The sequence below is a fragment of the Mesorhizobium subarcticum genome, assembly GCF_055456085.1.
The window spans coordinates 4,157,572-4,170,460 of the sequence record NZ_CM144237.1; the positions used below are offsets into that span (position 1 = coordinate 4,157,572).

Annotated in this window: 10 protein-coding genes; 4 read left to right on the plus strand and 6 right to left on the minus strand. The window is 62.7% G+C overall.

The features are described from left to right. The first annotated feature begins 141 nt into the window (after positions 1 to 141). Positions 142 to 288 carry a hypothetical protein gene (locus ACZYHG_RS20305; protein WP_464610087.1) on the plus strand — a complete coding sequence of 49 codons (147 nt, stop codon included), beginning with the start codon at positions 142 to 144 and terminating at the stop codon, positions 286 to 288. Between the two features lie 10 nt (positions 289 to 298). Here ACZYHG_RS20305 and bmt read toward each other — a convergent pair whose 3' ends face one another. The 3 genes from bmt to ACZYHG_RS20320 all read right to left on the minus strand — a co-directional run bounded on the left by bmt (position 299) and on the right by ACZYHG_RS20320 (position 2,951). Next, positions 299 to 1,318: a betaine--homocysteine S-methyltransferase gene (gene bmt / locus ACZYHG_RS20310; RefSeq protein WP_464610088.1), complete on the minus strand. Its 1,020-nt coding sequence runs from the start codon at positions 1,316 to 1,318 to the stop codon at positions 299 to 301. 96 nt (positions 1,319 to 1,414) lie between these two features. Continuing rightward, on the minus strand, positions 1,415 to 2,017 hold the full coding sequence (locus ACZYHG_RS20315) for a DUF1989 domain-containing protein (RefSeq protein WP_464610089.1): 603 nt from the start codon (positions 2,015 to 2,017) through the stop codon (positions 1,415 to 1,417). Positions 2,018 to 2,093: 76 nt separating this feature from the next. Next, positions 2,094 to 2,951 (minus strand): helix-turn-helix domain-containing protein, encoded by an 858-nt coding sequence (locus tag ACZYHG_RS20320; RefSeq protein WP_027029454.1) that lies wholly within the window; start codon positions 2,949 to 2,951, stop codon positions 2,094 to 2,096. A 231-nt stretch (positions 2,952 to 3,182) separates the two neighbouring features. Here ACZYHG_RS20320 and ACZYHG_RS20325 point away from each other — a divergent pair, with 231 nt between their 5' ends. Together ACZYHG_RS20325 and ACZYHG_RS20330 are read left to right on the plus strand one after the other, a co-directional pair. Next, positions 3,183 to 4,193: a fatty acid desaturase gene (locus ACZYHG_RS20325; protein ID WP_464610090.1), complete on the plus strand. Its 1,011-nt coding sequence runs from the start codon at positions 3,183 to 3,185 to the stop codon at positions 4,191 to 4,193. Between the two features lie 87 nt (positions 4,194 to 4,280). Further along, positions 4,281 to 5,108: a phosphate/phosphite/phosphonate ABC transporter substrate-binding protein gene (locus tag ACZYHG_RS20330; RefSeq protein WP_464610091.1), complete on the plus strand. Its 828-nt coding sequence runs from the start codon at positions 4,281 to 4,283 to the stop codon at positions 5,106 to 5,108. Here the strand turns inward: ACZYHG_RS20330 and ACZYHG_RS20335 are convergent. The 3 genes from ACZYHG_RS20335 to ACZYHG_RS20345 all read right to left on the minus strand — a co-directional run bounded on the left by ACZYHG_RS20335 (position 5,073) and on the right by ACZYHG_RS20345 (position 10,647). After that, a complete protein-coding gene (locus tag ACZYHG_RS20335) occupies positions 5,073 to 6,380 on the minus strand; it encodes a M24 family metallopeptidase (protein WP_464614748.1) in 1,308 nt (435 codons plus the stop codon). The genes ACZYHG_RS20330 and ACZYHG_RS20335 overlap by 36 nt on opposite strands. Positions 6,381 to 6,428: 48 nt before the next feature. Next, positions 6,429 to 8,999, minus strand: a complete 2,571-nt coding sequence (locus tag ACZYHG_RS20340; RefSeq protein WP_464610092.1) for a GcvT family protein — start codon at positions 8,997 to 8,999, stop codon at positions 6,429 to 6,431. 70 nt (positions 9,000 to 9,069) lie between these two features. After that, positions 9,070 to 10,647, minus strand: coding sequence for a trimethylamine methyltransferase family protein (locus tag ACZYHG_RS20345; RefSeq protein ID WP_464610093.1), 1,578 nt, complete (start codon positions 10,645 to 10,647; stop codon positions 9,070 to 9,072). A 262-nt stretch (positions 10,648 to 10,909) separates the two neighbouring features. Between ACZYHG_RS20345 and ACZYHG_RS20350 the strand changes: the two genes are divergently transcribed. Beyond that, positions 10,910 to 12,841, plus strand: coding sequence for a phospholipase D-like domain-containing protein (locus ACZYHG_RS20350; RefSeq protein WP_464610094.1), 1,932 nt, complete (start codon positions 10,910 to 10,912; stop codon positions 12,839 to 12,841). Positions 12,842 to 12,889 lie beyond the last annotated feature (48 nt).

Consider the following 12,889-nt stretch of genomic DNA (forward strand, 5'->3'; position numbering starts at 1 on the left):
GGCTTGAGGGAGCCGGAATTGCAGATCAGGACTATAGCCAGCTCGATACCACCGGCACGGGACGCTTCGGCGGTTTCACCAGCCCAATCATTAGAATCCAGGCGTATCAGCGACGACGTCGCGCAGGCGCGCCACACCGCCATGTCGGCGCTAACCAACGACCGCTTCCGCGCCATGCTGGAACAGATCACCGATCCAGGCGCCTCGGGCGCGCTGGTGACGATGCGCGGCGACAACGTCGTCGATTTCAAGTCGGCGCAGTCGAGCTACGCCGACAACAGCGAATAATAAAAAAGCTTCAGGCCCGGCGGCGCCGTTCGCGGCGGGCTTCGCTGGTCTCGGCGGTGTTTTCCGTCGCCACCTTGTTGCGCATCGGGCCAATGCGCTCGACAATTGCCGCAACAGTCGGACGATCCGCCTTGGTGTGGCCGTCGAGCGCCGTGCGCATGGCAGCAAGATGCTGGAACGAGGTGCCGCAGCAGCCGCCGATGATTTTCGCGCCGCTATCGACCGCAAGGCGGACATAGTCGGCCATCAACTCGGGCGTGCCGGAATAGTGGATCTCGGTGCCGCGGAATTCGGGAATGCCGCAATTGCCCTTGACGATCACGGTCGCCTCCGGCTTCGCCTCGGTCATGTCGAGCAGCGAGGCCAGGATGTCCGAGGCGCCGACGCCGCAATTGGCGCCAACGCCCAGCGGCGCTTGCGACAGCCCATCGACAACACCGTGAATATCTTTCGGCAATAGGCCCATCATGGTGCGGCCAGCCGTGTCGAACGACCCGGTATAGGTGTAGGGCAGGCCGACACGGATCGCGGCTTCGGCGGCGGCGCGGATTTCATCCGGAGCCGACATTGTCTCGATCCAGGCGACTTCGGCACCGCCTTCCTTGAGCCCCTCGATCTGTTCGGCAAAGGCGTCGACCGCCTCGTCATAGGTCATGGCGCCGAGCGGCACCAGCAATTCGCCGGTCGGGCCGACCGAGCCGGCAACGATCACCTTGCGGCCGGCCTTGTCGGCAACGGCGCGCGCAATCTCGGCGGCGCGCTTGTTCAGCGCATGCACACGGTCTTGCGCATGGTGGAGCTTCAGCCGGTGACTGGTGCCGCCGAAGGAGTTGGTCAAGATAATGTCGGCGCCGGCATCGACGAAATTCTGATGCAGGCTGGTGATGGTGTCGGGCGCGGTTTCGTTGAGCAGCTCCGGCGCCTCGCCGGCCTCCAGGCCCATGGCGAACAGATTGGTGCCGGTGGCGCCATCGGCCAGCAGCACACCCTTTTCAGCCAGCAGAGCATCGATCGGGTTGGTCGTCGTCATCGGATTGGCTTTCGTGTTTCGAATTCGAATAAGGATATAAAGAAGTCTTTATGTCTAGTCAATGTTTTGTCGCAACCTTCCGGCTGAAGCCGTTGCTCACGATCCGGATGTGATCTCGACGGCGATTTCGGTGCAGACCCCGCCATTGGTCGGGTAATAATCGACCGAACAGGCGGTAACCACCAGCAGCAAATCCTGTTCGGCGCGCAACGTCACATTGCCGCCAGGCGGATTGATCGAGGCCTCGACCACCAGCCGTCCGTCCGGCTGCGGCAAGGAATTCTGGAAGAGGTCGACGGGATCGGGGGCAAAGGGCAGCAATATGCCCTCGGTGGCCAACGCCTGCATCAGATTGTCCCGGCAATTGGGGTGGTTGGGAAAGCCGGCGCGTTCGTAGAGGGCCGAGTTGCAGGCGGGGTAGAGCATGTCATGCGGGCCGGGCGATGCGTTCTCGACCAGTGTCAGCATCGGCTTGGCGGCGGCACTGTAGAAATGGTCGCCGATGCCGGGGAAAAGGCGCTCGGTGATGTCGCGGGTCTGCGACGTGCTCAGCCAGTCGAGCTGATCCCCGGTTGCAAACGCCCAGAGATCGGCGACCTGCTGACCCTGCGGGTCGATGATGCGCACGAGATCGCCCCGTTTGACACGGATGGAGCGACCCGACTGGGGAGGGACGACGATACGGCGCGGCTCTGGCATGGATTGTCATTCGGCAATGGTTTCTGGCCCCGACCATGTAGGGGGCGGGGACTCCAATAACCACCATTGCGGTCGATCAGACAGAGCCTGATGGGAACGACATGCCGGCCAGATTGCGCGCGAAAGCTGCGGCCTCGTGCGGGTTGATGTCGGCAACGCGGATCAGATTGTCGAAATGCTGGGTCAGCGCCTGGACCGGCTGCGTGGCGTTCAGCACCACATACATGTCTCCGACATAGATGGCGGCCCGGTAGGGTCCGAAGATGGTAAGCGGGATCGAATAGCGCATGCGGCCGTCATAGAGAAACAGGCGGAAGGTCGGGTAGAGATCATCAAGCAGCGTTGCCATATGGGCGAGCTGCTGCCGGCGATCAGCCTCCGGAAAGCGGTCCCAGACGCCGAGGCCGCGCGCAAAAATCTCCAGCGTGTGGCGCGGCATGCAGACCTCCATGTCGGTCTCCGGACGCCGGTTGTATTCGATGCGGTATTGGGTTTCGTTAGCTTGCGTCAGACGGCTCCGGTTGGTGATGTTGGCTTCGTAGTCGACGAGCGCGTGCGTTCGCAGAAGATCGGGGATGCCGGCCGGTACATAGCGGATCTTGGTGCCCGCCGCTTCGGCGAACCATTTGGCGAGCAGCGTGCGGTCGAAACCGTCGCGTGCTTCCTCGATCTCCAGGCTTTCGCGGATTTCACCGGTGACGCCTTCGTCCTGGCTGAGGCCAAGCAGCCAGTCCAGCGACACCTTGAATTCAGCGGCGATGTTGAGCAGCGTTTCGGCGCGTGGCAGGCGCGTCGAGGCACCGGACATCAGCTGCGACAGCGCCGACCGATCTATGCCCACTGCCGACGCGAATGCCGACTGGTTGAGATCGGATCGTGTCAGGAGAAGCTTCAGACGCTCCCTAAAGATTGCTGACAGGTCTCGTTTGTCCACCGTTCGTTCTCCACCTGCTCTTAGGAAAAATTTGCGCCGAGGTCCGCCGATCAGGCTCCCCAGGCGTAAATGAATCCCTAAGGTTGTTTACAATGTGCAACATATGCAGCCAAAAATGCGCAATGGCAACATTTTGTGCACTTTGTCGCGTTGAGTGGAATCATTTCTCCTGACACTATGCTGTCAGGAACCAATTGGGGTTCCGGCGACTGAGGGACAGTGGTCGATAGCATGGCAGGCAAGAGCATCAAGCGACGCAGCGCAGCGGCCATCGAGTGGCCGACCGTGGTCCTCGCAGTCTTCTGTTACGGAACGTGGCTCGCCGCCGGTTTCCTGCTCTGGCCGTCCTACCCGATCCTGGCTCTCCTCATTCTCGGCTTTGTACTGGCACTGCAGTCGTCGATCATGCACGAAGTGCTGCATGGCCATCCGACGCGCAGCGCGTTGATCAACGAAGCCTTCGTCTTCCTGCCGATCGGCCTCGTCTGGCCGTTCCGCCGCTTCAAGACGCTGCACTTGCGCCACCATGCCGATGAGCGGCTGACCGATCCCCTCGACGATCCCGAGAGCTATTACAAGGCGCTGTGGCATCACGACGATCTGCCGCCGACGATGAAATTCCTGCTCAAGATCAACAACACCATGGCCGGTCGTTTCTTCCTCGGCCCCTGGCTGTCCTGCATCGGCTTCTTCATCGACGACGCCAAGCAGATCATGGCCGGCGACAAGGCGATCCGCAAAGCCTGGCTGCTGCATGCGATCGGCCTCGCCGTCGTGGCCCCGATCGTGCAGTTCGGCTTCGGCATTCCGCTGTGGCTCTACATTCTGGCGCCGGTCTGGCTCGGCCAGTCGCTGATTGCGATCCGCACCTTTGCCGAGCATCAATGGTCGGAGCATCCGGAAGGCCGCACGGTGATCATCGAGCGCTCGCCGCTGTCGTTCCTGTTCCTCAACAACAATCTGCACTTCGTGCACCACAAGACGCCTACTGTGGCCTGGTACAAGCTGCCCAAGCTGTTTCGCGACCGCCGCGACGAGTGGCTGCGGATGAACAATGGCTATGCCTATCCGAACTATTTCGCACTGATCAAAGCCTATGCCTTCAAGGCGAAGGAGCCGATCGTGCATCCGGTGCTGCGGCGTGCGGCTGAGCATGGCCGGGCGTTCAAGCCACGCATCCGGGCGCGCAGCATCAATGGGCTTGGCAGTGCACCGGTTCCTGCCGAGCCGCCAAAGGAATAACGCCAAGCCCGAACCCGTGTCGTCGAATTCTGCTTCGGCGCCGCGTTTTTGCGATCACTTCTCCGGACATGATGATTTGATATCGGCATGAGCGAATTGATTGCGGCACTGCCGATGTATGATTGGCCTGAAGTGCGCGGCGAGGTCGACGCCCAATGGGCACTGTTGCGCGACGCGTTCCGGCAAAAAGGGATTGATGCGCCGCAGGCAATCGTGCGCCGCAATGGCGATCTGCCGCCGGTGCCGGGCGGTGTCAGCGATGCCGAGGGCAAGCTGATCGCACCCGATCCGGCCACATTGCCCCCGGACGAAATCGATTATCACAAGCTTTGGCTGCACCCGGCGCTGTTGTTTGCACAGACCTGCTGGGGGCCTATGGAACTTGGTTTGTCGAGCCATGTGCAAGTGGTTGGCCAACCGAGCTACGACGCCTATGAAGGCGGGCGGGGCGAACTCTATTCCAGCGCGCTGGTCATGCGGACGGGCGAGGGGCCGGAGCTCCGCTCACCCGCCGACGGCAAGGTGTTGCTGCCGTTCGATCTCATCCGCGGCAAACGCTTCACTTTCAATGGCACCGATTCGATGTCGGGCATCATCGGGCTGACGCGCGATTTGCAGGCGGCCGGCGAAAGCCTCGACATCTTTTCCTCGCGCAGCGCAAGCGGTGGCCATCGCGCCTCGATCGTCGCCGTTGCCGAAGGCAGGGCGGATGTTGCGGCGATCGACTGCGAAAGCTGGGCGCTGGCCCAGCGTTTCGAGCCGGCGGCGCGGAAAGTGGCTGTTGTCGGCTGGACGGCACGGCGCAAGGGCCTGCCCTTCATCACCGCCGCAACGACGCCGGAAAAGACAGTCCGGGCCATGCGCGAGGCCCTTGCCGGGTTATCCGAGCAGCCTCGCATCCAGCGGGTAGGTTGAAAGCTGCTCGTTGCCGGTCCCTGTGATCAGGATCTGCTCCTCGATCTTGACGCCCTCGCGGCCGCCAAGCCTGCCGATATAGCTTTCCACGCACAGCACCATGCCGGGTTCGAGCACGCCGTCCGGCGTATCTGACGTCCAGTCGCTGGCATGTGGCAAGGTCGGGTATTCGTCGGCCAGGCCGACGCCATGATAGAGCACGCCGTAGCGGGTCGGGAAGCAGTCTCCAGGTGGCACCACCGAGCGCTCGACAAGGTCGCGGAACGAGATGCCGGGCTGCATCATTTCAGTGTTGTGCACGATCTGGTCGGCGGCGATGCGGAACAGGTCGCGCTGCTCGTTGGTCGGCTTTGTGTCACCGCACAGCCAGGTGCGCGAGAGGTCGGCGCAGAAGCCATAGGGACCGATCAGGTCGGTGTCGAAGGCGACAAGGTCGCCTGCCTCGATGATGCGCGAGGAGCATTCCTGGAACCATGGATTGGTGCGCGGCCCTGAGGCCAGCAGTCGCGTCTCGATCCACTCACCGCCGCGCGCGATGTTGCCGCGGTGTAGCTCCGCCCACAGTTCGTTTTCGGAGATGCCCGGCTTCAGCGCCTGTTCCATCTCGCCCATTGCCGCCTCGCAGGCGACGATGGCGCGGCGCATTGCGAGGATTTCGTCAGGCGATTTGATCAGCCGTGCATTTTCCATCACCGCTTCGCCGTTGCCGATCGAGATGCCGAGGCGGGCGAGTTCCTCGACACCTTCCGGATTGAGATGGTCGACGGCGATGCGGCTGTTGCCGGCGCCATGTTCCCTGACCAGATCGGCAATACCGGCGGCCCAGCGGCGGACCTTCTGCTCGGTCAACTCGCCGCCATAGAGATACATCCATGACACGGCCGGCCGGACCTCGTCGACGACGCCGGAATGGTCGGATAGGTGCTCGCAGGAGAAATAGTCGAACAGGACCACCGGACCTTCGGTGGCGACGAAACAATGCCGCGTCGGGTTGTGCGCCACCCATAACTGCATGTTGGTGCTGTCGGTGGCATAGCGGATGTTGACGGGGTCGTAGAGCAGGGCGCCGGCATAGCCGCGGCGCTTCAGCTCGGCGCGGATGCGCTCAAGCCGGTATTTGCGCATCGCTGGCAGATCGGGAGCGGCAATGCCCGCCGCTGCCCATTCTGTCTCAGCCTGAACGCCATAGCCCAGCACATGCTGGTTGAGCGACGCCGCCTTCTGGCGGGAGGCGTCGCGCAAAGCCTCGATCGAGCCTGATACAAACGGCATGATCTTGCGATGGCGGCCAAAGCCCGATGTCTGGCTCACACCGTAACCTCAGGTCCGCATCTTCTCGCCGCTCGGGTCGAACGGCGCCTCGACATTGATGCGCGCCGGGCGCCGGTGTCCGAGAATTTCGATCTCGAACAGGCCAGCACTTTCGTCCTCGGCGAGTGCCGCCGGCACATAGCCTTGCGCCATCGACTTCTGGACGTAGTGGGCATAACCGCCCGATGTGACCCAGCCGACCACGCGCCAGTCGCCATCGACGATTCCGCGCACGGCGGACGCGCCTTCAGCAGCCTTGGAACCGCGGATTTCCTTGCCGGATGTATCGAAACGCGGCGCGCCGTAGCCATGCGGCTTTTCCACCGTGCCGTAATCCTTGCTGACCTTGGCCCAGATCGGCTCGTCGCCCATCACATCGGCATCGGCAGCGTCGACGATGAAGGAGACGCGGCGCAGTTTCGGGCCTTCCGCCTGTTCCTTGGCAGCCGCCTCGCGGCCAATAAAGTCGTTCTTCTCGAGCTTGATGAAGCGGTCCATCGAACCTTCGAACGGTCCATAGATCGGCCTGAGCTCGCGGAACCAGGTCGGGAAGTTTTTTTCCAGGCGCATCGACAGCAAAGCGCGCATGCCGAAATCGACCAGGCCGAACTCCTCGCCGGCGTCCTTGATCGCCTTGTACACCAGCCGCTCATAGGCCGGCGCCATCCAGATCTCATAGCCGAGATCGCCGGTGTAGGTGATGCGGTTGACCAGACAGGGCGCTCCACCGACCGCCATCTCGCGGAAGTCCATGAAGCGGAAGGCTTTCGTCGAGATGTCGACGTCGACGAGCTTCTGCAAGAGGTCACGCGATTTCGGCCCGGCGATCGACAGGCCAACAAGCGTCTGGTCGAAGCGGTGGATGCGCACCGATCCATCCTTCGGCAGATGCTTTTCGAACCAGCGCATATGGTATTTCTGCGCGGCGGAAGAACCCCAGATCATGAAGCGGTCTTCGCCGGCCTTGGCGATGGTAAAGTCGCCGATCAGCTTGCCGAATTCGTTGATCATCGGCGTCAGCACGATGCGGCCGGTCTTCGGCATGCGGTTGGTCATCAGCCGGTTGAGGAACTCTTCCGCGCCGGGGCCTGACACTTCGTATTTGGCGAAGTTGGCGATCTCGGTGACGCCGACACGCTCGCGCGTGGCGCGCACTTCCTCGCCGATCGGGCCGAAATCGTTGGAGCGGTGGAAGGAGACGATGTCCTTGGGTTCTTTGCCCTTTGGCGCGAACCACAGCGGGGTTTCCAGACCCCAGCTGTCGCCCATGACGGCATTGTTGGCGAGCATGGTGTCGTAGAGCGGCGTCGTCTGCGCCGGGCGTGCCGCCGGCAGTTCTTCATTGGGGAAGCGGATGGAGAAGCGGCGCGAATAGTTTTCGCGCACCTTGGCGTTGGTGTAGCGCAGACCGGCCCATTCGCCGAAGCGGGCGACATCCATGCCCCAGACGTCGAAGCCCGGATCGCCATGCACCATCCAGTTCGACAAAGCGAGGCCGACGCCACCGCCCTGGCTGAAGCCGGCCATGACGGCGCAGGCGCACCAGAAATTGGTCAGGCCCTGCACCGGGCCGACCAGCGGGTTGCCGTCGAGCGCGAAGGTGAACGGGCCGTTGATGATCTGCTTGATGCCGGCCTTCTCGATGCCGGGGAAATGCTTGAAGCCGATTTCCAGCGACGGCGCGATGCGGTCGAGATCGGGCGGCAGCAATTCGTGGCCGAAATCCCAAGGGGTGTTGACCGGTGACCACGGCTTGCAGGCCTTTTCATAAGTGCCCAGCAGGATGCCGTTGCGCTCCTGGCGGGTGTAGATCTCGCCCTTGAAGTCGAGCACACCGATCATCTCGCGGCCGGTCGACTTGTTGAACTCCTCGACCTCCGGCATCGGCTCGGTGAGCAGGTACATGTGTTCCATGGCCAGCACCGGCAGCTCGACGCCGACCATGCGACCAATCTCGCGCGCCCACAGGCCACCGCAATTGACGACATGCTCGGCGTGGACCGTGCCTTGTTCGGTGACGACGTTCCAGGTGCCGTCCGGCTGCTGCGTCAGGTCGACGACGCGGTTGCGCAGCACGATCTCGGCGCCGAGTTTCTTGGCCGCCTTGGAGTAGGCGATGGTGGTGCCGGAGGGATCGAGATGGCCTTCGACCGGGTCCCACATGGCGCCGACGAAATTGGTCTCATCCATCAGCGGGAACATCGCCTTGGCTTCCGAAGGCGTGATCAGCTCGGTGTCCATGCCGAGATAGCGGCCCTTGGCGTGGGCCAGCCGCAGAAAGTCCATGCGTTCGGGCGTATCGGCCATCATCACGCCGCCGGTCAGATGCAGCGAGCAGGACTGGCCGGAGATTTCCTCGATCTCCTTGTAGAGCTGCACCGTATAGGCCTGCAGCTTGGCGACGTTGGGATCGCCGTTGAGTGTGTGGAAGCCGCCGGCCGCGTGCCAGGACGAGCCGGAGGTCAGTTCCGAGCGCTCGATCAGCATGATGTCGGTCCAGCCGGCCTTGGCCAGATGGTAGAGAACCGAGCAGCCGACGACGCCGCCGCCAATGACAACCGCTTTAACGTGGGATTTCATGAAGATAGGTCCGTTTTTGCGTAAATTGAATCAGGTTTTGGTGAGCGGGCGTGGCGACGGGGCTTGCCGCTCAGAAATCGGTCGGAGCGCCGCCTTCGGCTATGCGCTTTTCGACGAAGGCGTTGAGTTCCTCGCGGATGGCCGGGTCCATGTAGGGTTCTTCGTAGGACGCCAGCCGTTCCTTCCACACCCGGTTGGCCTTTTCCATCGCCGTCGGCGAGCCGGCTTCCGCCCAGGTCTCGAAATTGCGCCAGTCGGACAGGATCGGTGAATAGAAGGCGTTCTTGTAGCGGTCCTGAGTGTGCTGGGTGCCGAAGAAATGGCCGCCGGGGCCGACCGACTGGATGGCGTCGAAGCCGAGCGCCTCGTCGGACATGTCGAGTGGGGTGAGGAATTCGGCCACCATCTGCAGCAGGTCGATGTCCAGAATGGTCTTCTCATAGGAGCAGCGCAGGCCCCCCTCGAGCCAGCCGGCGGCATGCATCATCAGATTGCCGCCGCCTTGCACGGCGCCCCACAGCGAGAACACACTCTCGTAAGCCGCCTGCGCGTCGACCGTGTTGGCGGCGCAGGTGTTGGAGGTGCGGTAGGGGATCTTGTAGCGGCGGGCAAGCTGGCCGCCGACAAGCTGCGCCTTCATGTATTCCGGCGTTCCGAAGGCCGGTGAACCGGACTTCATGTCGACATTGGAGGTGAAGCCACCATAGCCGACCGGCGCGCCCTTGCGCACCATCTGGGCAAAGGCGATGCCGGACAGCGCCTCGGCATTCTGCTGCACCAGCGCGCCTGCGATGGTCACCGGCGCCATGGCGCCCGACAAAGTGAACGGGGTGACGATGACGACCTGACCCTTGCTCGACATCTGGATGATGCCTTCCATCATCGGCACGTCGAGCTTGAGCGGCGAATTGGTGTTGATGATGGTGAAGACGGACGGCTCTTCCAGCAACTGCTCGTGGCTGATGCCGCGGGCGATGCGGGTGATCTCGATGCCGTCGACATTGCGCTCCTTGCCGAGCGAATAGATGTGGAACACCTTGTCGGTCAGCGTGGCGAGGTCGCGGACGCATTCGAGGTGGCGGATCGACGGATGGATGTCGGTCGGCTCGACCGGGTAGCCGCCGGTGCAGTTCAGGATGTTGTGCATCTGTGCCAGACGCAGGAAGTTGCGGTAGTCGGCCTGGTTGCCCGGCCGGCGGCCGCGATCGATGTCGGAGCAATTGGGCGCCGAGGCCATCATCGAGATGATCAGATTGTCGCCGCCGAAGCGCACATTGTGCGCCGGATTGCGGGAATGGATGGTGAATTCGGACGGGCAGTTCGAAACCAGGTCGAGGATCATGTCGCTGTCGAAGCGCACCCGCTCCGAGCCTTCGCGAACGTCGGCGCCATGCGCCTTCATGATGCGGCGGGCTTCGTCGTGCAGAACGTCGACGCCGATTTCCCTGAGCACGCGCAAGGAGGCGAGGTGGATCGATTCGAGCTCGTCATCGGAGACCAGCTTGGTCGGCGTGAGCGGATTTCTCAGCTGACGGTAAGCCGGCTGCTCGAACGCGGCCGAGCCTCCGGCGCGCTTTCCGGCGCGACCGCCACGGCGGGCACGGTCAGGTGCCTGGGCCGGTTCTAGGGGTTGTAGGGCGGCGGTCATGATGGTCCTCGTACGATGGCGATAGCGGCCGGCATAATGGACCGGCGGCCCGCCGGCCATTGCGGAGGCGGCGACCACTAGGGCGAGGGAAGCGACATGCCGGCACGGCAGCTGTGTGGCCGCGACATTCGTCCTGGCCGCACCGGTGCATCGGCAGGGGCCGGAGTGCAGCCGGTCAGTTGGATGCCAATTTGAAGTGCGTTATAGTACTGTCTTTTACTTCTGACATACTTGCTCATTGAACTTTTCTGGAGGGACAGCCATGCCTGATGTCATCAAAGTGCGTGCCGCGACAAATAACGAAGTCGCCTTCCTTGCCTGGGATATTGACGGGATGATCCCTGACTGCCTCGGTTTCGAGATCGTTCGCCTCTATCCCGCTACTGGCGAGGAACGCTGCCTGGCGTCCTGGGTGCCGTTCAAGGGGCAGCGCAATCCGAGGTGGATTCCCCAGGACACCGGCGTGTGGCCAGTGCAGAAGACATTCTGGCGCGATCTGACCGTGCGGCGCCGGCGCGACAGCATCGACGTCAGGCCGGACGGCGAGATGATCGCCTACCGGGTGCGTCCGGTCGGCGACATGAAGCCAGGCCTCGATCCCGTGCCGGTACGCCCCGACCAGGTCGTCGACGGCAAGCCCGCCTATACCGGGCCGGCGCGGCCGCTCGGCTATCTCGGCCAGGGTGCCGTCAGCCCGCCGATCTTCCTAGGACAGATGTTCGGCAAGGCGCGCGTCGCCTTCACCAATGGCGTGCTGTCGACGCAATGGATGTCGCACGCGTTGCAGGAGGCCGGCATCAAGGTTGGGCAGCGCGAGAAGATTGCTGCGATCCTGCAGAACCCGACCAGCAAGATACGCGCCTATCTGCATGGCGATGTGCCCGATGTGCTGACCAGTCTCCTGAAACGGGCCAAGACCGAGGGCGGCACGGTCAGGCTTGCGCTCTATGAGCTTGGTGATGACGAATTGTGCGACGCTATCATCGCCGCGAAGGATGTCGTCGAGGTCATCCTTTCCAATTCTGGCAAGGGCAAGCTTGCAGACGCGGCCGAAGACGACAAGACCGAGGTTTGGGATGCCGGCAACGTTCGCTACAGGCAGCGCCTGCGCGATGCGGGCGTGGTGGTGACGGACCGGCTGTTCAACAACAACCATATTGGCCACAACAAATTCGCTGTCTACCGCGATCCCCAGGGCAAGCCGCTGGCGGTGATGACCGGCAGCACCAACTGGACCTCGACGGGCATTTGCGGACAGTCCAACAATGCCTTTGTCCGTGACGATCCCGCGATGGCCGAGGTCTTCAATGACTATTGGCAACGCATGAAGGCAGACGTGTTTCCGCCACCAGTGAGCGAAACCGCTGCCGGGCACGTCGCACAGACGCAAGGTGTGCCGTTCCGCAGGGACAACCATTTGCCCAATCCGCTGAACGGCGCGACCTCGGTGCTGGACGGTATGACGGTCTGGTTCTCCCCGAACGACCCGAACCGCAGCAAGAAAGACATTTCTGTGCGACCGGTGGACCTCGAGGATGTCTTCGCGCGCATCAAGGCGGCCAAGCGCGCCGTTCTGTTCCTCGTGTTCAACCCTTCATTGCTCGGCGACAACTCGATCGTCGATCAGGCCGTCGCCGCCGCAAAGGCCGATCCAAATCTGATCGTGCAGGGCGCCATCAGCGACGAGACCGCTATGCCCAACTATGTCGCGCCGACCAAGGATCCGGTCACCCACAAGTCGAACAAGGACGGCAAGTCGCCCTTCGTCTATCCGGAAAAGGTCTGGGAGGCGCCGAACGTCTCCATTGTGCGGGCAGCGAACCTGACCGGCGCCACCATCGCGCGCGACTTCCAGGCCGAGGTGCTGACCGTCGGCCACGCGATCGTGCACGACAAGATCGTCATCATCGATCCGATGGAGGACAACGCCACCGTCATCACCGGCAGCCACAATCTCGGTTACAAGGCGTCCTACGAAAACGACGAGAATCTGGTGATCGTGGAAGGCGACAAGACGTTTGCCGCAGCCTACGCCGTGCACATGCTCGACGTCTACGACCACTACAAATTCCGCGCCTGGCGCCGAACGATCGGCAAGGGACCATCGGACGACGACGGGATTTCCATCGACGACAAGTGGCTGAAGCCCTACGCGGATGGCAAGAAAGGCGCGATCGCCCGGTATTTTCCTTAAGCGCAAGCGGTCACCGCGCCAAACCTTCATCCAACCCCGGACCGGTCG

What these genes read in the sequence shown, in the direction of transcription:
- ACZYHG_RS20350 (WP_464610094.1), top strand. Translation starts at nt 10,910, where the DNA reads ATGCCTGATGTCATCAAAGTGCGTGCCGCGACAAATAACGAAGTCGCC.
- ACZYHG_RS20335 (WP_464614748.1), bottom strand. Translation starts at nt 6,380, where the DNA reads ATGCCGTTTGTATCAGGCTCGATCGAGGCTTTGCGCGACGCCTCCCGC.
- ACZYHG_RS20340 (WP_464610092.1), bottom strand. Translation starts at nt 8,999, where the DNA reads ATGAAATCCCACGTTAAAGCGGTTGTCATTGGCGGCGGCGTCGTCGGC.
- ACZYHG_RS20315 (WP_464610089.1), bottom strand. Translation starts at nt 2,017, where the DNA reads ATGCCAGAGCCGCGCCGTATCGTCGTCCCTCCCCAGTCGGGTCGCTCC.
- bmt (WP_464610088.1), bottom strand. Translation starts at nt 1,318, where the DNA reads ATGACGACGACCAACCCGATCGATGCTCTGCTGGCTGAAAAGGGTGTG.
- ACZYHG_RS20345 (WP_464610093.1), bottom strand. Translation starts at nt 10,647, where the DNA reads ATGACCGCCGCCCTACAACCCCTAGAACCGGCCCAGGCACCTGACCGT.
- ACZYHG_RS20330 (WP_464610091.1), top strand. Translation starts at nt 4,281, where the DNA reads ATGAGCGAATTGATTGCGGCACTGCCGATGTATGATTGGCCTGAAGTG.
- ACZYHG_RS20305 (WP_464610087.1), top strand. Translation starts at nt 142, where the DNA reads ATGTCGGCGCTAACCAACGACCGCTTCCGCGCCATGCTGGAACAGATC.
- ACZYHG_RS20325 (WP_464610090.1), top strand. Translation starts at nt 3,183, where the DNA reads ATGGCAGGCAAGAGCATCAAGCGACGCAGCGCAGCGGCCATCGAGTGG.